General features: G+C 44.6%; 19 protein-coding genes. 14 read left to right on the top strand and 5 right to left on the bottom strand.

From position 1 onward, the window contains the following. Positions 1-15 precede the first annotated feature (15 nt). A complete protein-coding gene (locus HUG15_RS16210) occupies positions 16-597 on the bottom strand; it encodes a TetR/AcrR family transcriptional regulator (protein WP_200124084.1) in 582 nt (193 codons plus the stop codon). A gap of 165 nt (positions 598-762) precedes the next feature. Between HUG15_RS16210 and HUG15_RS16205 the strand changes: the two genes are divergently transcribed. The 8 genes from HUG15_RS16205 (at position 763) to HUG15_RS22740 (ending at position 8,226) form a co-directional block, all read left to right on the top strand. After that, the gene (locus HUG15_RS16205; RefSeq protein WP_211202248.1) at positions 763-1,443 is read left to right on the top strand and encodes an adenine nucleotide alpha hydrolase family protein; all 681 of its coding nucleotides are present in this window, start codon (positions 763-765) and stop codon (positions 1,441-1,443) included. A gap of 120 nt (positions 1,444-1,563) precedes the next feature. After that, entirely contained in the window at positions 1,564-1,941 is a 378-nt protein-coding gene (locus HUG15_RS16200) for a GntR family transcriptional regulator (RefSeq protein WP_200124082.1), read from the top strand. Continuing rightward, positions 1,938-2,810, top strand: coding sequence for an ATP-binding cassette domain-containing protein (locus HUG15_RS16195; RefSeq protein WP_343073122.1), 873 nt, complete (start codon positions 1,938-1,940; stop codon positions 2,808-2,810). Before HUG15_RS16200 ends, HUG15_RS16195 begins: the two co-directional genes overlap by 4 nt. After that, positions 2,800-3,507 (top strand): hypothetical protein, encoded by a 708-nt coding sequence (locus HUG15_RS16190; RefSeq protein WP_200124081.1) that lies wholly within the window; start codon positions 2,800-2,802, stop codon positions 3,505-3,507. The genes HUG15_RS16195 and HUG15_RS16190 overlap by 11 nt, the downstream gene beginning before the upstream one ends. Positions 3,508-3,945: 438 nt before the next feature. Further along, complete coding sequence (locus tag HUG15_RS16185; protein ID WP_200124080.1) at positions 3,946-5,634, top strand: GAF domain-containing sensor histidine kinase; 1,689 nt, start codon at positions 3,946-3,948, stop codon at positions 5,632-5,634. Continuing rightward, positions 5,631-6,266: a response regulator gene (locus HUG15_RS16180; RefSeq protein ID WP_200124079.1), complete on the top strand. Its 636-nt coding sequence runs from the start codon at positions 5,631-5,633 to the stop codon at positions 6,264-6,266. Before HUG15_RS16185 ends, HUG15_RS16180 begins: the two co-directional genes overlap by 4 nt. 314 nt (positions 6,267-6,580) lie before the next feature. Next, positions 6,581-7,915 (top strand): amidohydrolase family protein, encoded by a 1,335-nt coding sequence (locus HUG15_RS16175; RefSeq protein ID WP_200124078.1) that lies wholly within the window; start codon positions 6,581-6,583, stop codon positions 7,913-7,915. A 158-nt stretch (positions 7,916-8,073) separates the two neighbouring features. Then, positions 8,074-8,226, top strand: a complete 153-nt coding sequence (locus tag HUG15_RS22740; RefSeq protein ID WP_211202247.1) for a hypothetical protein — start codon at positions 8,074-8,076, stop codon at positions 8,224-8,226. A 56-nt stretch (positions 8,227-8,282) separates the two neighbouring features. Here HUG15_RS22740 and HUG15_RS16170 read toward each other — a convergent pair whose 3' ends face one another. Next, positions 8,283-9,044, bottom strand: a complete 762-nt coding sequence (locus HUG15_RS16170) for a MerR family transcriptional regulator (protein WP_200124077.1) — start codon at positions 9,042-9,044, stop codon at positions 8,283-8,285. Positions 9,045-9,157: 113 nt separating this feature from the next. On the opposite strand from HUG15_RS16170, the gene HUG15_RS16165 reads away from it, so the two are divergent. The 5 genes from HUG15_RS16165 to HUG15_RS16145 all read left to right on the top strand — a co-directional run bounded on the left by HUG15_RS16165 (position 9,158) and on the right by HUG15_RS16145 (position 12,407). Further along, positions 9,158-9,760, top strand: coding sequence for a hypothetical protein (locus HUG15_RS16165; protein ID WP_200124076.1), 603 nt, complete (start codon positions 9,158-9,160; stop codon positions 9,758-9,760). 131 nt (positions 9,761-9,891) lie between these two features. Continuing rightward, positions 9,892-10,356 (top strand): LytTR family DNA-binding domain-containing protein, encoded by a 465-nt coding sequence (locus HUG15_RS16160; RefSeq protein ID WP_200124075.1) that lies wholly within the window; start codon positions 9,892-9,894, stop codon positions 10,354-10,356. Next, entirely contained in the window at positions 10,346-10,750 is a 405-nt protein-coding gene (locus tag HUG15_RS16155) for a DUF3021 domain-containing protein (RefSeq protein ID WP_200124074.1), read from the top strand. The genes HUG15_RS16160 and HUG15_RS16155 overlap by 11 nt, the downstream gene beginning before the upstream one ends. A gap of 15 nt (positions 10,751-10,765) precedes the next feature. Continuing rightward, positions 10,766-11,653 carry an ABC transporter ATP-binding protein gene (locus HUG15_RS16150; protein WP_200124073.1) on the top strand — a complete coding sequence of 296 codons (888 nt, stop codon included), beginning with the start codon at positions 10,766-10,768 and terminating at the stop codon, positions 11,651-11,653. Between the two features lie 13 nt (positions 11,654-11,666). Further along, positions 11,667-12,407, top strand: coding sequence for an ABC transporter permease (locus tag HUG15_RS16145; protein WP_200124072.1), 741 nt, complete (start codon positions 11,667-11,669; stop codon positions 12,405-12,407). A gap of 48 nt (positions 12,408-12,455) precedes the next feature. Here the strand turns inward: HUG15_RS16145 and trpB are convergent, their stop codons facing one another. Beyond that, a complete protein-coding gene (gene trpB, locus HUG15_RS16140) occupies positions 12,456-13,631 on the bottom strand; it encodes a tryptophan synthase subunit beta (protein WP_200124071.1) in 1,176 nt (391 codons plus the stop codon). Between the two features lie 224 nt (positions 13,632-13,855). Here trpB and HUG15_RS16135 point away from each other — a divergent pair, with 224 nt between their 5' ends. Next, positions 13,856-14,308, top strand: a complete 453-nt coding sequence (locus HUG15_RS16135) for an OsmC family protein (protein ID WP_200124070.1) — start codon at positions 13,856-13,858, stop codon at positions 14,306-14,308. A 1,363-nt stretch (positions 14,309-15,671) separates the two neighbouring features. Here HUG15_RS16135 and HUG15_RS16130 read toward each other — a convergent pair. After that, the gene (locus HUG15_RS16130) at positions 15,672-16,595 is read right to left on the bottom strand and encodes an alpha/beta hydrolase (protein WP_200124069.1); all 924 of its coding nucleotides are present in this window, start codon (positions 16,593-16,595) and stop codon (positions 15,672-15,674) included. A gap of 66 nt (positions 16,596-16,661) precedes the next feature. Then, the gene (locus HUG15_RS16125; RefSeq protein ID WP_200124068.1) at positions 16,662-19,193 is read right to left on the bottom strand and encodes a CBS domain-containing protein; all 2,532 of its coding nucleotides are present in this window, start codon (positions 19,191-19,193) and stop codon (positions 16,662-16,664) included. Between the last annotated feature and the right edge of the window lie 21 nt (positions 19,194-19,214).

The raw sequence follows: 19,214 nt of genomic DNA, 5'->3' as shown, positions 1-19,214 counted from the left end.
CGATTTATATCTGCATTAAGCCCTGATTCCGCGCCAAAAGACCATCCAAACCGATTCGGCATGCCGTTCTATTTCATTGGACGTATAAACGGTGGTTTCGTCAGCAAGACCTTCGATTAAACAGAAATACGTATGCGCCATACTTTTGGCATCGAGCTCCTTTGTTATTTCTTGTGACACCTGACCTTTAGCGATCACATTCTCCAAAAGCCTGTTTGCTTGTTTCTCACTTTGTTCAACGCAAGCGGTTAATTCGTTTTCCAATCCTTCCGGAGGATAATGCATAAACCGATTATAAAACTGATTACTCGCGTCATCGCTGATCAAATCTTGAATATGTGTTTTAAATGAATGATATAACACTGTTTTTACATCCGGCGCTTGCACATCAAGGGATCGTCTGACAAATTCGACGTTGTTATCCGCCATTGCACTCGTTACATCAATAAATAACGTTTCTTTGCTTTTATAATGTGCGTATAAGGAAGGTTTTTTAATCCCGACTTTATCGGCAATTTTTGTCATTGATGTGCCATCATAGCCATTTATTGCGAAAAGCTCCATGCTCTCTGCTAAAATTTTCTCTTTCGTATCCATGATGTGCTCCCTCTTTGTCATTAAGGTATTTACAAAAAAATCAAGGTGAGTTATAATTTATCTGCCTACCGACCGATTGTTAGACAATGTTCATTATAGCTCCTCTTGTTATTCGTGTAAAGGATAGGCATTATTAAGTGGATAACTGGGAAATGGGTGATAAAAATGTTTTTTCCATTGATGAATAAGGAAAAGATTCTTGTGTTGCTGGACTTTGATCTATATAGTCCAAATATAATACTCCGGGGCGCACAGCTAGCCAAAGCTTTAAACAGTGATTTTGAAGTGCTTTTCCTAATCGAATCTGATCGAGATAATTTTGATCAGCCGGAAATCGAACTTGCTTTCGCTGAGAGTAAAAAGCTCAGTAAAGATTTAGGAGCGAGTGAATTTAAGATTAAAGAATTTAGAAACCATAATCGGCTTGTTAAATTCTTGGAAGCATTTACAAGAGATATGGGATTCACGCAGCTAGTGCTGGCACATGTAGCAGAAAGCCGATGGGAGGAAATGATCCATGGTTCTTTTATGAACCTTTTGATGAAGCGGATGTCTTTTTTGGAACTTCATTTTATACCTCAAGATGTTGCTTTTCCATATGAAAAATTACCTTATGATAAGGGTGTTTATGCGTTTCTTGAACCAATGGGGGAAAATGAATATTATCTTACAGAGCATAAAACGAAAACAACAGTGGATGACGGTGTTTTCTTTAAAGAATCGGATACTGATTTTGATAATGGGGTATTTCTTTCATTTAATGAAGATAAACTCTTCACTTCCTATCAGGTTCGAGACAGCGTTGCCACTTTAAAAAATAAAAATGTGAAATTGAATGAGATCTAGCAAAATAAACACCGCTTGAATTTTTGGCGGTGTTTATTTTTTATTGACAAAAATGACTTTTTGTTTTATGGTTAACCATATAACCAACTAACCATAACAGATGAGAGGTGGTGCAAGTAGGTGTGGCAATCATTGGATGATCATCAACCGGTTTTTATGCAAATACGGGAGATGATTGAAAACGAAATTGTGGAGGGTGGGATCAAGGAAGGGGAACAGGCACCTTCCACCAATCAGCTCGTCGATTATTACACCATTAATCCTTCCACGGTTTTAAAAGGGATTAACCAGCTGGTGGACGCGGGGATTCTATATAAGAAACGAGGGGTCGGGATGTTTGTCGCCGAAGGGGCGCGAGATCAACTTCTACAAGCGCGTAAAGAGGTGTTTAAAGAAGAGTACGTCTGGCGAATGATGCGTGAAGCAAAACGGATCGGCATTTCCAACGAAGAGGTACAAGAAATAGTTCGATCGATGAAAGGAAGGGATGACCTGTGATTAAAGCTAAGGAACTATCGCTCAAGTACGGCGAACATTCCGTATTAAAGGACATTTCATTTGAACTGGAAGGTGAAAAAATATATGGCTTGCTCGGTCGGAACGGCGCGGGTAAAACATCGTTATTATCGTTGCTTTCAGCCTTTAATCAACCGACGAGTGGCAGCATTACAGTCGATGGTGAAGCGCCATTTGAAAATGCCCGTGTCATGGAGAGCGTTATGTTTATTCGTGATGTAAAGTTAGAGGAAGAAACGGAAACCGTAGAGAATTGGATCAAGTATATAGCGGCATTCCGTCCTCTGTTTGACCATGACTACGCTGCTCAGCTTGTCCAAAGGTTTAAACTTCCTCTTCATGAAGCTGTAAACAATCTATCTGCCGGGATGCTGTCAGCTCTTGGTGTAACCGTCGGTTTGGCGAGTCGTGCGCCGATTACGATTTTCGATGAGGCCTATTTGGGCATGGATGCGCCGGCACGGAAAATTTTCTATGAAGAAGTGCTGAAGGATTATATGGAGTATCCGCGGACGATCATTTTATCCACGCATTTAATATCGGAAATGGATGGATTGTTTGAAGAGGTCCTTATGTTAAAAGATGGATCGCTTCTCCTTCATGAAGATACGGAAACGTTGTTGGATCGAGGGACGACGGTCACCGGTGAAAAGACGCAAGTGGATCAGTTCACGGCCGGCAAGAAGGTATTAAACGAACAGTCGCTGGGCGGAACAAAATCAGTGATGATTTACGGCGGTTTTTCCGAAGATGAGCGAAAAGAAGGAAGATCACGTGGCCTGGAATTCAGCCCGGTTGCATTGCAAGAATTATTTATCCATTTGACAGAGGAGGAATACCATGAAAGCTAAATCTGTACTCGTTTCTAAAATGATGCTTGGGACATTTTTGCAGTGGACGATGTGGGTTGTCGGGATCTTTTTGTTGATCTACATTGCCATTCAAATTGTTTCCATAATTTTTGGCGGAATGATGGAAACGACAATATTGGATGCTGCCATGCAACCGGCAAGAGTATTCTTATTTGTGACGGGCTTGTTGTCCATGGGTGGTTTCCTGAGCGAGTTTGTCTCCAATGGGGTCACCCGCAGGGATTATTATCTCGGCACAACGTATTCTCTCTTTTTTCTTGGATTCGTGATGACCCTTCTCGCTGGAGTGTTGTATGGACTGGAACGTTTGCTTTTTTCTTTGACGGGTTGGAATCAATGGCTTTCCGGTGCAGCGGTAGGAGATGAAGCTGTCCTATTGACACTGGTGATGGTTTTCTTCCAATTCGTGCTCTGGTATCTCCTCGGCTGGTTTATTAGCGCAGGCTTTTATCATCATTGGCTCCTTGGTTTAGGTTTTATTGCTGCCAGCATTATTGTTATAACCATCAACGATTATGTTTGGGGTGAGGCAGCCGGCACGTTGACATTTTTTCATTGGCTCCTGCCGGTTGAGCAGTTTTCCGTTGGGACGGCTGTAATTACGAGTGTCATCCTAATTATTCTATTGGTCACGCTCATGCGCAAACTTACGAAAAATGCAGTGGTGAAAGTGTGAAAATGAAGGGCATGTTTGGGCGGGTTTTATACTCGCCCTAGTTTTGCTGTTTTAATACTTTTACAGGTTTTGTACCCTGTTTCAACGTAATAAAAATGAGGTATAATGTTAACAAGAGGAGGAATTGTATGCGCTCCCATAAGAAGCAAAGGAAACGTTTTACTGTAAAGGACTGGTTTGGATCTTTAGCAGAAGTTGGAATATACATTGGTGCTTTTATCAGGCATGTTTGTAAAAATGTAATTAACTTTTAGGGTTATGAGTTGGTATGTCGTTTTTGTGCCAAAGAAAACAACAAGGTCGTGAATATAGTTTCCATTATACCTAAGATATTTGTGTTTATATGTCAGTCGGGGAATTATGTCTTTTTATAAAAGAGTTGAGCCTGTCGATATACGAAGCACGATCGTTTTGGGACGGTGAGGAGGACAAAAAACGATGACGAACCAACCGTCAAAATATCGGGAAGCTTTGCAAATCCAAAGGGAAATTTCTGAAACGTTGAATAAAAGTACCAACCTTCAAGAAATGTTGCAATTATCATTGGAGCGCTTGCTTGACTTAATGGAATTGGAAACTGGGTGGATGTTTTTAACGGAAGACGAGACATCTTATGAACTGGTTTCTTCCTATCAACTGCCCCCTGCGTTGGAAAACAACCGGAAAGAACTCATGCATTGTTATGAGGGCTGCACAGATTGTGACTGCTTACAGCTTTATTGGAAAGGGTATATGAACCAGGCTGTCAATCATGTGAAATGTGCCCGTCTTGAACTAGCCGTTGACTACGATATGGGCGAAACAAGGGGGCTCACCCATCATGCCAGTATCCCATTAACCATACGAGGAAAAAAATTAGGTCTACTTAACTTGGCATCACCAGGGCGCCGTCGTTTTCATAAAGATGAGCTTGTTCTATTAGAAACTGTCGCTTATCAAATAGGCGCAGCCGTGGAAAGAACACGTTTGCATTTGCAACAAACAGAAGAAGAAGTGAATGCCACTGCGCGTTATCTTGTCGATGCTTATGCCAATACTGAAAAAATTAATCGCCGAATTGGCAACATTCTTAACCGCCCTGAATTGTTTAACCGGATCATGCAGGAGTTGCACGATCATTTGCCTTCTTGGGCGCACGCTGCAATCATTACGATGGAACGAGGGAGACTAGCCGTTCAATACAGTACAGATCATCACGGTCCCAAAGAAGTTTTCGATGTTGAACAAGAAGTTAATCTTTCTCAACCTGATCTCGTTCGAAGAGCCTATGTTCACCAACAGATCATGCAAGACCATGAGCAACCGTTGCATTTTTCATCTTTAAAAGGCCATGAGCCTCTTTATTCCATCGCTTTTCCTCTGTTTATGCCTGAAAGACCGGAGGAAACGTTCGGTGTGATACTGCTTAGTCGAAGCACTTCATCATGTAACCATTTGGAAGTGGGGATGCTGGAAGGACTCGCTAATCACCTTTCCATGGGTATCGAACGCATTCGCCTGCACGAAGAATGGGAAGCGCTGCTCGTTGACAAGGAAAGAAATCGACTTGCTCGGGATTTACATGACTCGGTTAATCAAAAATTGTTTGCCCTTTCATTAACATCACGAGGACTTCAAGGGCTCATTGATAAGAATGAGCGCACGATTACAGAAGCTGTCCTGGAACTTCAACAGCTTTCGAAAGAAGCGCTGACCGACATGCGCAACTTGATCTGGCAGTTGCGTCCCGATCACCTTGATCAAGGGCTCATTCCTTCTCTCACCGAATATGCACAAAAAATCGGCATAAATCTGTCCATTGAAGCTCCGGAGAATTTAGATATGAACCAATCATGCAAAGAATCATTATGGCGGATCGGCCAAGAAGCATTGAATAACATTCAAAAACATGCAGGGACATCAAATGCCACGATCATCATGCAATCTGGTTCTCGCGACTTCACGATGCATGTTATGGATCAAGGCAATGGGGGCGCTGTTGAAATGCAGCAATCCCTTGGGATCACAAGCATGAAAGAACGCACCGAAGAGCTTCATGGTTCATTCCACATTGATAGCGAATATGGCAGGGGCACAACCATTACCGTTCATGTTCCTGCCCATAAAAAAAGAGGTGATAGCCTTTGAAAATATTGCTCGTTGATGATCATCTTGTCGTATTAAAAGGTCTGCGCTTCTTTTTGCAAACGCGTCCTGATTTAGACATTGTCGGTGAAGCTCAGGATGGTAAAGAAGCGTTACGGCAAGTGGAGAAACTGCAGCCGGATATCGTCTTAATGGATGTGATCATGCCGAACATGGATGGGATCGAAGCAACGAAACATATTAAAGCGCAGCATCCAAGCATCCATGTCATTATTCTTACCAGTTCGTCAGACAGGGATCATGTATTACCCGCCATTCGTGCAGGTGCCAGTGGCTATCAACTGAAAGATGTGGATCCAAGCCTTTTGGAAGAAGCGATGATTGCTGTCATGGGTGGAAAAACCAGTCTTCATCCGCAAATATCAAACCAATTAATGACCCATGTTGCCAAGGGAGATGAATATGATGCCGGTTTTCATGCTTTAACTTTAAGAGAACGTGATATCTTGAAACATATTACTTACGGTCAGAGCAACAAGGAAATGGCCGCTGTTCTTCATATCAGCGAAAAAACCGTAAAAACACATATCACAAGTATCCTCGGAAAAATGGAGGTGCAAGATCGCACGCAAGCAGCCATCCATGCGTTGAAGCATAGATGGTTCGAAGAATAATGTACGACGATTGTTGCAGGAAAGGTCTTATCGATGATAAGGCTTTTTTTGGCAGCTATGAAAGTATAAATCAACTTTATTACCTGCATAAGTTGAGCGAAGACGTTTCGTCTCAATAAAACAAAGCCATTGTCTGTGAATAGGGAAGTCTCATCCAAATCTTTGATTTAGGTGGAGAGGTTCACTGATTTGAATTTGTTTCCGGTGTCATGACTTGTTAGGACGCAATTTTATGACATTCGTCACTATTTTATCAGCTGTTTTTATCGTACTTTAATGTTAGACACTTAAAAGATAGTGAGGTAATAATACGCATGCCTAAAGATAAGAAAAAAAATCGAGGAAGTTCCTTTTGGAAGTTTTTCAAGCGGTTATTTTTAACAGTAGCTATTCTGATTGTGTTGGTCATTGTTGGTGGAGTTACGTACTATTATGCTACGATTTATAACGTTTCAGAAGAACAAGAAGGTTACCTGGCGCTTACGAATGCGACTGTACTCTTCGGTGAGGAGCTGGAATCGTACGAAGATAGCACGATTCTGATTGAAGACGACATGATTGTCTCAGTAGGTGATGATATTGATATACCTGACACTGCAACCATTAAGGATATGAATGGAAAAACGGTTATGCCCGGCCTGATTGATATGCATGTACATTTAGGTATGCCCGAACTTGAAGAAGGTGAAGAATTCGGATTGCTATCGTTTCCGAAAATGATTGCTGACTTTGTAAGATACACACCGGAAAAACGAAACAACTTTTTAGAACATGGCGTAACAACGATTCGCAGTGTCGGTGATGAACACGAGTGGATCATGGAATTTCGCGATCTTGTGAATGATCGGGAAATTGAAGGGCCGCGCCTTTATGCATCGGGGTCATTATTTACAACATTGGAAGGTCATCCTATTGCAACGGTTGGCACCGATCCACATTCTGAAGTAGTTCTTTATCCTGAAACCCCGGGAGAAGCTCGGGAAAATGTAGAACAGCTGGCTGATGACGGTGTCGACCTGATTAAAGTTGTCCAAGAGAGAGGGCCGGATGAATCCCATTTGGAGCCGATCGATGAAGATGTGTTACGGAGCATCGTAGACGAGGCTCACACGCAAAATATACCGGTATTCGGACATTGGGGAAGAATCGACGACTTGGAAGATCTACTCATGGCTGGTGCCGATGGTTTAGAGCATATCGGTGCCGGAGCCGTTCGAGACGGCTGGGAAGACGATTTATTAGATGAAATCACCGAGCAAGGGATATCGATGACGCCGACGTTACGTGTCGAAACATTGAACGGTGATCCAGAAATGAGGCCAGATCAGCTTGAACGTGTCAAGGAGTTTCATGATGCAGGCGGCACGATTCTGGCGGGTACTGATGCTGGGATGCCCGGTGTCTCATTCGGTCCAAGTATGCATGAAGAATTGGAGTTACTCGTTGAAAGTGGCCTTACCCCTAATGAAGCACTTCAATCGGCCACATCCCATGCTTCCGATGCATTACAAAGCAATGAATTTGGCATTATTGAAGAGGGAAGAGCAGCTGATTTAGTCGTTATAGATGGCGATCCTTCACAAAGGATTGAGGATATTCAAAATGTGACCGAAGTATTTCGAGATGGAAGACTTGTGGTTGAAAATTAAGGCAAGACTGACTCACGATCGAGGCGTGATTGTTGTGGAACTGGCAATGTGAAAATATGTAATGTTCAATAAAAGGCAACAGAGAGTGGGAAGGAAATCTATCCTAAAAGAAGAAAACCCTTTCACGTTCGAAAACATGCGGAAGGATGACGCTGCAAATGGCGAGACGCCAGCGGAAAAACGGACGCGTCAAGACCCCGCAGCGCCGGTTTTGCGCGAGGAGGCTTGACCGTTCGTCTGCGAAAAAGCGAAGCCATGGAAGCGGCATCCCGGCTTCAGCTGATATAGGCAAGTTGTTCAGCAATCCCTAAATAAAAAAGCTGAAGCAAGCAAATATCCATTCACTTATTTCAGCTTTCAATTTGATTTATTTCTTCCCCGCATAAACCAAAATGGCATCTCGCAAAAATTCTGTTCCGCCTTTGACATTCTTGTCATAGTAAGCCGTAAAACGTTCATCGGAAACATACATTTCTGCTAATCCGGCATGTGCTTCTTTGGAGTAGCTTCCCCATGAATACATCAGCCATTCTTTATGCTTGGCAGCGACTTCTTGTGCTAGGTCAGATGAAGGATCTCCGGTTGCATATGCTTTTTGTAGTAATGAATGGATTTCTTTTTCCAACGTAGTGAAAGCATGGTAGTCTTCTTGAGACATTTCCCTAAGTTTTTCATTGCTTGCATCTATCGCATCATCGCCATGTTTTTCCCGGATTTCTTTACCGTATGTTTGCTCGTTGTCTTGGATTAGTTTTTCCTTAAATCCTTCAAATTTTTCGCTATCATGCATCATTACTCCTCCTTCCTTATGGGCAATTGTGCTTTCCACAGTTGCCATTATTTTGTCAAGGCGGGTACGTTTTTCCTTCAAATTGTTATAATGATATTTTAGAGCCTTTGTTTGATCAAATGTTGGCTGATTAATGATTTTCATGATTTCCGAAAGGCTGACGTCCAATTCACGGTAAAATAAGATTTGCTGAAGAAGATCTACCTCTTTATGCCCGTAAATTCGATATCCGGATGAATTAATTCTGGTGGGTTTAAGCAGTCCGATTTGATCATAGTAACGTAATGTTCGCCCGCTTACACCTGACAATTGCGCTAATTGATTTACTGTGTATTTCATGATTATCCACCCCCTTGACTATAATTATTGTAAACCTTTACGCAACGTAAACCTCAAGGGGGAAATAAAAAATTTTTAATGTATTTGGCATAGCAGGAAAGGGGGGATGGCTAGTGTCGCAAACGGTCGTTTCTAAAGCAGATGTGCGCGGGACGGCTTCCGGGGTTATGTTTATGGCCTTTTTTGGTACAGTGTGGGCGAACGTCGGGATTGGCGGTTTGCAGGCATCGGCGTCAATCTGGTTACTGATTCTAGCGGTAGTGATCGGTGCTGTTTTATTTTTCTCCGGAATGGCATTGATTAGGGGTTCCCGGAACTTGTCTAATACAAATGCTCGTCGCTCAAAGAATGTTGATAAGTGGTTTAATATTATTTTTGTTACAGAATTTGCGTTAATTATCTTTGCTGCCATCGTGTGTAATGCGATTGGGCATTTCGATTTGTTTTTCCCGATTATGGCTATTATTGTAGGGGTTCACTTCCTTCCTCTGGCCTATCTTTTTCAAGTAAGGATTTATTATATGACGGGAACGCTTCTTTGTTTGCTTGCCATTGGGACAGTGCTTTTTGTTCCACTAGAGGTCAGTCTGGGACAGCACCAGATCAATACATGGTGGTCATTGGTTGGCTTCGGTTCTATGTTAATATTGTGGATTACAAGTGTTGTAATTTTGACAATAGGCAGGAGATTGCTCAGGATAGCCTGGAATGGGTAATATTGACATATTTAAAAAACATTTTGTACACCGATCATGTCATCTTGAACACCACTGGGAACGGGTTATGCTATGCTTAACACAACGTTCTTGTAGATCGCTTACACTATATCTGAAGCGGGGTATAACGAGTGAATGTGAAAATTGACCTTAACGACAACCATGAGGAAACGACCGTTATCATTCAGGCCAAGGAGTGGTCGCCTGAGTTGGAGGCGCTTGTCAAACAATTGAATAACGCGAAAAGAGGGCGCATCGTCGGTGTTCATGAAGACCAATCTGTTGTGCTCAACCCGCATGATATTGACTTTGTGTATGCGGAAAAAAGAAAAGTGTTTGCCGCTACGACAGCGAAACAGCATATTGAGCTGAAAATGAAACTTTATGAGGTTGAAGAATTGCTTGAAGCCCATGATTTTACGCGTTTTTCCAAATCGGTGATCGGCAATATCCACCACATTCAACGTTTTGAGTTGGCGTTTAATGGCAATTTGTTTATCCATTTCGACTCAGGCAACAAGGAGTATGTATCCCGAAAATACGTAACGCCTTTAAAGGAAAAATTAGTGATGGGGGGTGGTTCGAATGCTACGTGAAATGGTAGAAAGAGGTTTTGGCGGTCTGGGTTTTGCCTGTTTGATTACATTCGTTGCTTTGACCATCCTCACGGTGCAGAACATTGAAGTGCCCGTTGCACAAGTTTGGGTCTATATGTTGGGCAGCATGATACTTGGTGTTTATTTTGGCGTTTCTTCATTCTTTTTTGAAATTGAGAAATGGAGCCCTTTGAAGCAAGTCGCTATCCATTTTAGTCTTTCCATTATCCTTTGGTTTCTCATCGCCATTTTTATGGCAGGATGGATTCCTTTTACGTTGCGTTCGATTGTGCTTTCTTTTTGCATGTTCACCGCCCTCTATGTGCTCTTCTGGTTTGTTTTCAGGGCTTATTTTAAAAAGATAGAAGCCGATATGAATGACTCGGTAAAGTGAAAGCGGGGGTTAAATATGATTACCATCCAAAATGTAAACAAACGTTATAAAGACATTCAGGCATTGCAAAATATTGACGTATCAATTCCGGCGGGCGTGTGTTACGGGCTCGTCGGCCCTAATGGTGCCGGGAAATCGTCTTTAATTAAAATTCTTGCGGGGATAATCAAAGAGTACGAAGGATCGATTGATGTATCTGATTCGGGTTCGCTTTCTCTCGGCTATGTTCCCCAGGAAGTTTGTTTGGAAGAAACGTTATCTGCCGCCACGAATCTCCAATTCTATGGGAAAGTTCATGGGTTGTCAGGTGAGAACCTTACGCGTCAGGTGAAAACCGTATTTGACGATATTGGCTTAACGAACCGTGCCAAATCAAAAGTGAAAACATTTTCAGGTGGGATGAAACGTCGCCTGAATATTGGATGTGCGCTCATGCATGAACCGGACCTTGTCATTATGGATGAACCGACCGTTGGCGTTGATCCCCAATCCCGTCGGCATATTTTTCAGCTGATTCGTACATTAAAACAACAAGGGAAAACGATTATTTATGCGAGCCATTATATGGAGGAGATTGAAGCGCTTTGCGATGAGGTTGCGTTTATGGATGGCGGAAAAATTGTTGAACAAGGGAGCATCGACGATTTATTGGCCAGCTATGCACAACCGGCCGTGTTTATCAAGGGAGATCTTCCGAAAGCATGGTTAGATTCCGAGAACGTCATTCAGCAAAAAGATGGCGGGTGGCTTTTCACGTCATCAAACCCAATGCAACTCCTCGGTGATTTAGCCAAGCGATGCGAAGAACAAAGCATCACGCCGTCACAATTATCATTGATGCAACCCCGTTTGGAAGATGTTTTTTTCACATTAACCGGCACGGCTTTGCGGGATGCTGCATAGGAGGTATGAACATATGTGGGCTGTGGCAAATATTGAAACGAGAAAACAACTCCAGGATAAATCTTTATTGTTTTGGAGTTTGGTGTTGCCGATCGTGTTTATTATGGGATTTATGGCGATTTTTGCTGCGGATGCACCGGATGAGACAGCGATTGCCAATCAAATTATCACTGGATTTAGCGTCTTTTTTGCCGTTTTTATCATCATTTCCATGGTCATCAGTTTTGTCAAAGATCGGGAAAATGGATTTGTGGCACGTATGGCTAGCACGCCACTTACGCCGGGTGGTTACTTTATCGGGAAATGGCTGCCATTTGGTGCTATCGTTGTTGGACAAATCATGGCACTCGCGATCTTGGGCATCGTCGTTTATGGCATGAGCATTGATCAACCCTTTTTCTATCTGCTCATTGCTTGTTTTGTAGCGATGATGGTGACATCCTGGGGTGTAGCAATTGCAATGTTCTCCAAAACGGAAAACACGGGACTTGCGCTGACACAAGTGATTGCTTTTGCCGGAGCTATCCTCGGCGGGCTATGGATGCCGTTTGAAACGTTACCGGATACGATCCAAACGATCGGTTCGTTTTCCCCTCAATACTGGGCGCACCAAGCGTTTCTATCGACGCTTCCCGGGCAACCCGCCGGCGAAAACGTAGGCATAGCCCTGCTTATTTTACTTGCTTACACAGGTGTTGGGTTTGCTTTGGCATTTGTTGGTTACAGGGAATTTTTGCGCGAATCAAGAAATTAGTGTGTGTCGAGAAACTAGAAAAGCAGGGATCTGCCCCTGCTTTCTCGATTATTTATCTTTTAATAGTTGGAAAACCATATCTACATCTTTGTCTCCTCTTCCGGAGAGGTTGACGATGATGCTGTCATCCGGTGATAAGGTTTTGGCAAGTTTCATTGCCTCCGATACAGCGTGTGCACTTTCCAAAGCCGGAATGATCCCCTCCTCGCGAGCCATTTCTTGAAATGCTTTCAGTGCTTCGTTGCCACTGACCGTCACATACTCTGCTCGCTCGCTTACTTTTAAGTAGCTGTGTTCGGGTCCGACTCCAGGATAATCGAGGCCGGCAGCGATCGAATACGTCGGCTTTGGATCCCCGTTTTCGTCTACAAGGGTTAAACATTTGTAACCATGAATGACTGCAGGAGACCCTTGTGTCACTGTAGGTGCCTCCGCCGGCTCTGCGCCGATAAGCCGCACTTCCGATTCATTGATATAGTGGGCAAACGCTCCAATGGCATTACTTCCCCCGCCAACACATGCGACTACAGCGGCAGGCAGCTTTCCTTCTTTAGCAAGAATCTGACGTTTGGATTCTTCACTGATTACAGCCTGAAAATGTTTAACCATGGTCGGATATGGGTGTGGGCCAACCGCTGAACCAAGCAGGTAAAACGTATCTTTGTAATTTTCCACAAGGTCATTCAATGCTTCAGCAACCGCATCTTTTAAGCGTCCCTGTCCCTTTTCGACCGAAACGACTTTTGCTCCAAGGAGCTCCATCCGGAAGACGTTCAAAGACTGACGTCTAATATCCTCTTTCCCCATATAAATGGTGCAAGGAATACCAAACGTGGCACAGGCTGTTGCCGTCGCAACCCCGTGTTGCCCCGCGCCGGTTTCAGCAATAATTCGCTTGGAACCCATCCGTTTCGCGAGGAGCGCTTGACCGATGACATTATTGATTTTGTGTGCCCCTGTATGGTTAAGGTCTTCACGTTTTAAATAGATCTTCGCTCCGCCGATCCGGTTCGTTAAATTCGCCGCAAACGTAAGAGGATTTTCTCTTCCGACATATTCTTCCATATAGTGACGGAATTCTTGCAGGAACTCCGGATCCTCTTTATATTTTTCAAATTCATCCGCAATCATACCGAGCACTTTTTGTAAGTCTTCCGGAATATAACTACCGCCAAACTCACCAAAAAAACCTTTTTCTGCTACACTCTGCTGATCTGAACTCATCTCTCGCTCAACTCCTAATAATTAATGTAAAGTACAGTATACCATGTCTGCTATCCTATAGGAACAATCATATTCCGCCTCACGAATTTTTGTGTAGGGTGGGACTGAATAATATTAAAACCCATCTGATAAAATACGTATATTGTACTGCTTCCTATATTGTGATAATATATATAACAATTCCAATAAGAATTATACAAATTAACGTAAGGGTGACATTTTCAATGGCGATTACGACAGTTAGTGCGAAAACGGTTTTAAAAGATAATGTATTGGTGGAGACAGAATCCAGAGGTCACAAAGTGATTGTAGATGAGCCTGAGAATTTAGGCGGTACTGATCAAGGGATGAATCCGGTAGAACTCCTGCTTTCTTCTTTAGGCGCATGCCAGTCTATCGTTGCCAGAACATATGCTGAAAAATTTGAGATTGATCTTCAGAATTTTTGGGTTGAACTAGAGGGTGATATTGATCTGGATGGTTTTTTTGGCAAATCGGACGTGCGGCCAGGTTTTTCTGATATTCGATATACCTTCCATATTGAAACAAATGCCTCTGAAGAGAAAATACAAGCATACAAGGAATTCATAGAAGCTCATTGTCCTGTTGGGGATACCATTGCAAACCAGGTTAATCTAGCCTCAACAAAAGTAGTAGTTGAAAATACGGCAAAATGACACCGTGTGCAATAACCACCCTAATCATTTGCAGATGTTAAGGGTGGTTATTTTTTGGTTTGGCAGTATTACGCAAAAATCGTCCCAATCAGAGCAGGTAATCATTCTTTAGAGTCTCTCTCAGCATGGGTGGAAGCTGGTCGAGGGATCCGGCGATGTTGATGAAACTAACGAAAGTACAACCGTGCCATCGGGAGGAAATGTGGGTATGGCAAAAATAACCGTCCCTGAAAGCTATGGGCGGTTAAAATCCGTATACAAACGGTGAAGACGCAATCCTTGTTTAGGGAGCGAGGGATCATCATATTCCATCGTTTACCAGCTCTTTTTAGTCGGGGCAATTAGCACTCTATTGTTTATCTTAAGTGTTGTCGCTACCAATCGAAAGGTGGCAACACGCCCTCTCGGATGGAGAACGAACTTCTCTGAAGGAACAAGCGAAGTAAAGTAATCCCTCAAACGGAGGTCGAGCTGCTCCGAGAGGAACAAGCGAAGCCAAGTAATCCCTCAAACGAAGGTCAAGCTGCTCCGAAAGGAACAAGCGAAGTAAAGTAATCCCTCAACCGAAGATCAAGCTGCTGCGAGAGGGACAATCGAAACAAAGTAATCCCTCAAACGGAGGTCGAGCTGCTCCGAGAGGAACAAGCGAAGCCAAGTAATCCCTCAAACGAAGGTCAAGTTGCTCCGAGAGGAACAAGCGAAGCCAAGTAATCCCTCAAACGAAGGTCAAGCTACTCCGAAAGGAACAATCGAAGTAAAGTAATCCCTCAACCGAAGATCAAGCTGCTGCGAGAGGGACAATCGAAACAAAGTAATCCCTCAAACGGAGGTCGAGCTGCTCCGAGAGGAACAAGCGAAGCCAAGTAATCCCTCAAACGAAGGTCAAGTTGCTCCGAGAGGAACAAGTGAAGTCAAGTAATCCCTCAAACGAAGGTCAAGTTGCTCCGAGAGGAACAATCGAAGTAAAGTAATCCCTCAAACGAAGATCAAGCTGCTGCGAGAGGGACAATCGAAACAAAGTAATCCCTCAAACGAAGGTCAAGCTACTCCGAGAGGAACAAGCGAAGCCAAGTAATCCCTCAACCGAAGGTCGAGCTGCTCCGAAAGGAACAAGCGAAGCCAAGTAATCCCTCAACCGAAGGTCGAGCTGCTCCGAAAGGAACAAGCGAAGCCAAGTAATCCCTCAACCGAAGATCAAGCTGCTCCGAGAGGAACAAGTGAAGTCAAGTAATCCCTCAACCGAAGGTCAAGCTACTCCAAAAGGAACAAGCGAAGTAAAGTAATCCTCGTCCCTCTTGGAGTGAGGAGGGGTACGCCCTTAGCGGCGCGACAACGTGAACCCTATCCCTCGCCTCGCCTCAGATCACCTCCGAAACGCACCCCGTAAAGCCTCGGCAGCTTGTTCGATCGCTTCGGTTCCTTTGGATATGAATGCTACCATGCTCACGAAGCCGTGAATCATCCCATCGTAGCACGAATGCACAACGTCCACGCCTGCCTTTTCCAGTTCATCGGCATAGGCTTTCCCTTCATCCCGCAACGGGTCGAATTCGGCCGTGATCACGAGTGCAGGCGGCAAACCGCTTAAATCTTCCGCTTTTAACGGGACGGCGTAAGGGTTTTGCAATTCATCAAATGTCTCAAAATATTTTCCTGCGAACCAGGTCATCATGTCTGTCGTTAAAAAATAGCCCTTGCCATTTTCCCGTTGCGATTCAGATGGAATACCCGCGCCTGTGGAAGGGTAAAAAAGCACCTGGTAGGAAAGGGAAGGCCCCCCTTTTTCTTTGGCAATCATTGCGGTTACCGTCGCTAAATTCCCGCCCGCGCTATCGCCCCCTACAGCAATATGGCCCGTGTCCACATGTATGTCAGCGCCGTTTTCAGCGACCCATTCAGCTGCAGCGTATGCATCTTCCACTGCTTTCGGAAACTTATGTTCAGGCGCCAGCCGATAATCTACGGAAATGACGATGCATTGCGCAAGGTTGGCCAATGACCGGCATAAAGAATCATGGGTTTCAATGCTTCCCACCACCCATCCGCCCCCGTGATAGAAAATCAGTGCCGGGTGCGCGCCTTCCGTAAAGGGATTGTAAATGCGAATCGGAATGTCACCATCCGGTCCGGGGATGGTTCGATCTTCGACGTTTTCAACAAATTCGGGTTGCGCGGTGGCACTCAGTTTTTCAAACGAAGCCCGCGCTTCCTCGAGCGGCAACGTTTCCAACGACGCACCTTGAGACAAAAAATCCAAAACTGTTTTCGCTTGCGGATCAAGTGGCATGTAAGTATCCTCCTTTGGTATCGCTTACACTTATCATAATGGAGGAATGAAGAGGTGGCAATCCCCCTATTTGTCGGGGCTCCCATTCAGCCATTGCAGAGCATCATCCCGGCTCGTTAACTTGTCATCCAACCAAAGGCTTTCCGCTTTTAGCAAATAGCGCTTGTAGTGCGGACCGGGTGCCATGGGAAGCTTCCGCAAATCCTCACCTGAAAGCAAGGCAGGCATGTGGCGCCGTCTATCGCGGTATCGTTTGATCATCAAGCTCATGTTTTCATTCAAAACCTCCGTATACTTTTCAAAAAGAACCAGGTTCGTCTCTTCAGCTTCATGAACGTTTTCATGAAGGGTGCCGAGAGAGTTGAATGCTGTCTCATCAATGGATTGTAAGCGCTCGAATGTATTCAGCAGTTGTTTTTCGGCCTTCGTCAACGCAAAACGGGTGAGGTGCTGTAACGCTCCGTCGAACGCAAATAACGGAAGAAGGCGTGAAAAGGTGTATAGGTTTTCCGGCAAGGATTCGTGTTCCAGGGACGAGATCATTTGATCGGCATTCCGAGACCAAACGGCAAATGGAATGAAGGCTCCCAATAGGTTCAAATCTTCCAATCGTTTAAAGGTCTTTGCCGCTGACACTTCCACGAATAAGCGCTGAAATTCGGCTTTGATACGTTCGGCGGATAAGTGGGAAATGGCAGATGTAGCCAATTCGGCGAATCTTTGCGTATCCGCGGCAAAGGTGTAGGAGAACTTTAATTCAAAGCGGATGGCGCGTAAGATTCTCGTCGGATCTTCAATGAAACTGAGGTTGTGAAGGACACGTATGACGCCATCTTGTAAATCCTGTTCTCCGCCGAAAGGATCGATAAGCGTCCCGAAATCTGCTTCATTAAGGCGGATAGCTAACGCATTAAAGGTAAAATCCCTGCGATAGAGGTCTTCCCGCAAGTTTGAAAACCGGACGTTCGGCAAGGCTGCAGGCGCATCATAATATTCCGCCCGGGCTGAGGCAACATCAATGTGTTGCCCGTTGCTGAGGATGATTGTGGCGGTTTTAAAGTCATTGTGTGTATACAATGCCCCTTCCAATTGATCGGCAACCGTTTTGGCAAAGGCGATGCCGTCCCCTTCGATCACGATGTCTATATCTTCATTTTCACGCTCTAGCAACAGATCTCTAACAATACCGCCGATAAGGTAGGCTTGGACCCCATTTTGATCAGCAATGTAGCCAATCGTTTGCAGCAAATCAAAATGATCGGCAGACAGGGCACGGGTCATGTCGTTCCTCATGTTGCGTGTTTGCTTTTGTTTTTTTTCATCATGCTCATCGTGTAGCAATTGCAAAAGATCAGAGCGTGAAATGATGCCGATCAGTTTGCTGTTTGCGAGAACCGGTAAACGCCCGATATCGTGCGTGATCATCTTTTTTTGAACGTCTTCGGACGTCGCGTTTGCTTCACACGTAATGACTCGTTCGTTCATGTGCCCTTTTACCGGGGCATGGCCGAGGCCGTGGTGGACCGCTTTGTCCACATCACGGCGGGAAATCATGCCGACCAATTGACCGTTTTCTTGAACCGGAAATCCGGAGTGGCCGTAACGCCGGATTTCGTCTCTCACTGCTTCGATGGACGTGTCTGGCGTCACCGTTTTTACCGGTTGGCTCATCATTTGTTTTGCAACAAGAGCAGGTGCGACTGCGGAGAAAAGATTGGCCTGAATGTTAGCGGCTATATTCACTTGTTCCCCGTCCTTGATTGTCGCGGCGGCCGCTCGGGGGTGGCCACCGCCGTTAACGGCAGCCAGGGCTTTTGATACGTTCACACGTGGGTGTCTGCTCCTTGCCGTAACGAAAATCGTATTTTTCATTTCCGAGATGGCAATGCACGCATCTGCCGCTGCCAAATCAAGCCACTTTTCAACGATGAGGTTCAAACGGTCAATGAAAGCTTCGGCGGAAATCGTTCCAATCATGATCGAAACGCCGTTAACATCGTGAACTTCCCCTTGCTGAAGAAGTTGCAAAAGCAGTGCTTGTTGTTCCTCGGAAAAAGAGGGATCGGAAAAACGGTTGACGACATCAAGAGAGAACCCATGATTGAATAAAAAAAGCAGCGCACGCACGTCGCGGTTTGACGTGTGTTCGTGCGTGAAAGAACCGGTATCCGTGTATAAGCCAAGCGCGAATAGCGTCCGTTCCCAATCGGTGAGCGCGATTTCTCTCGCTTGAATAAGCTCAAGGAGAATGGTAATTGTTGCACCAACCTCCGCTGTCTCTCCGGGGTGGGGGAGATGGAAACTTTCGGGATGGTGGTCATAGACAGTCATGCTCGCGGGCTGAATATCCTGAAATTTATTGCTCGCTCGGGTCGGTTGATATGTATCGACTAAAATCAGTTCATCGATCCCGTCGGGTGGCAATTGTTGTTCGTTGATATAAGGAAACTGGTCGCGGTAGATGGCCAAATAATTTTTCACATCCGGGCCTATTTTTGCCGGCAATAAAATGTCGGCATCGGGATACAATTTTTTGGCGGCAACGAGAGAGGCGAGTGCGTCGAAATCCGTGTTTTTATGGGAAGCGATAATTTTCATAGACTTTTCCTCCTCGGCTTG

The sequence above is a fragment of the Salicibibacter cibarius genome, assembly GCF_016495725.1.
Taxonomy (GTDB): Bacteria; Bacillota; Bacilli; order Bacillales; family Marinococcaceae; genus Salicibibacter; species Salicibibacter cibarius.
This window is presented reverse-complemented; position numbering and strand designations above follow the sequence as displayed.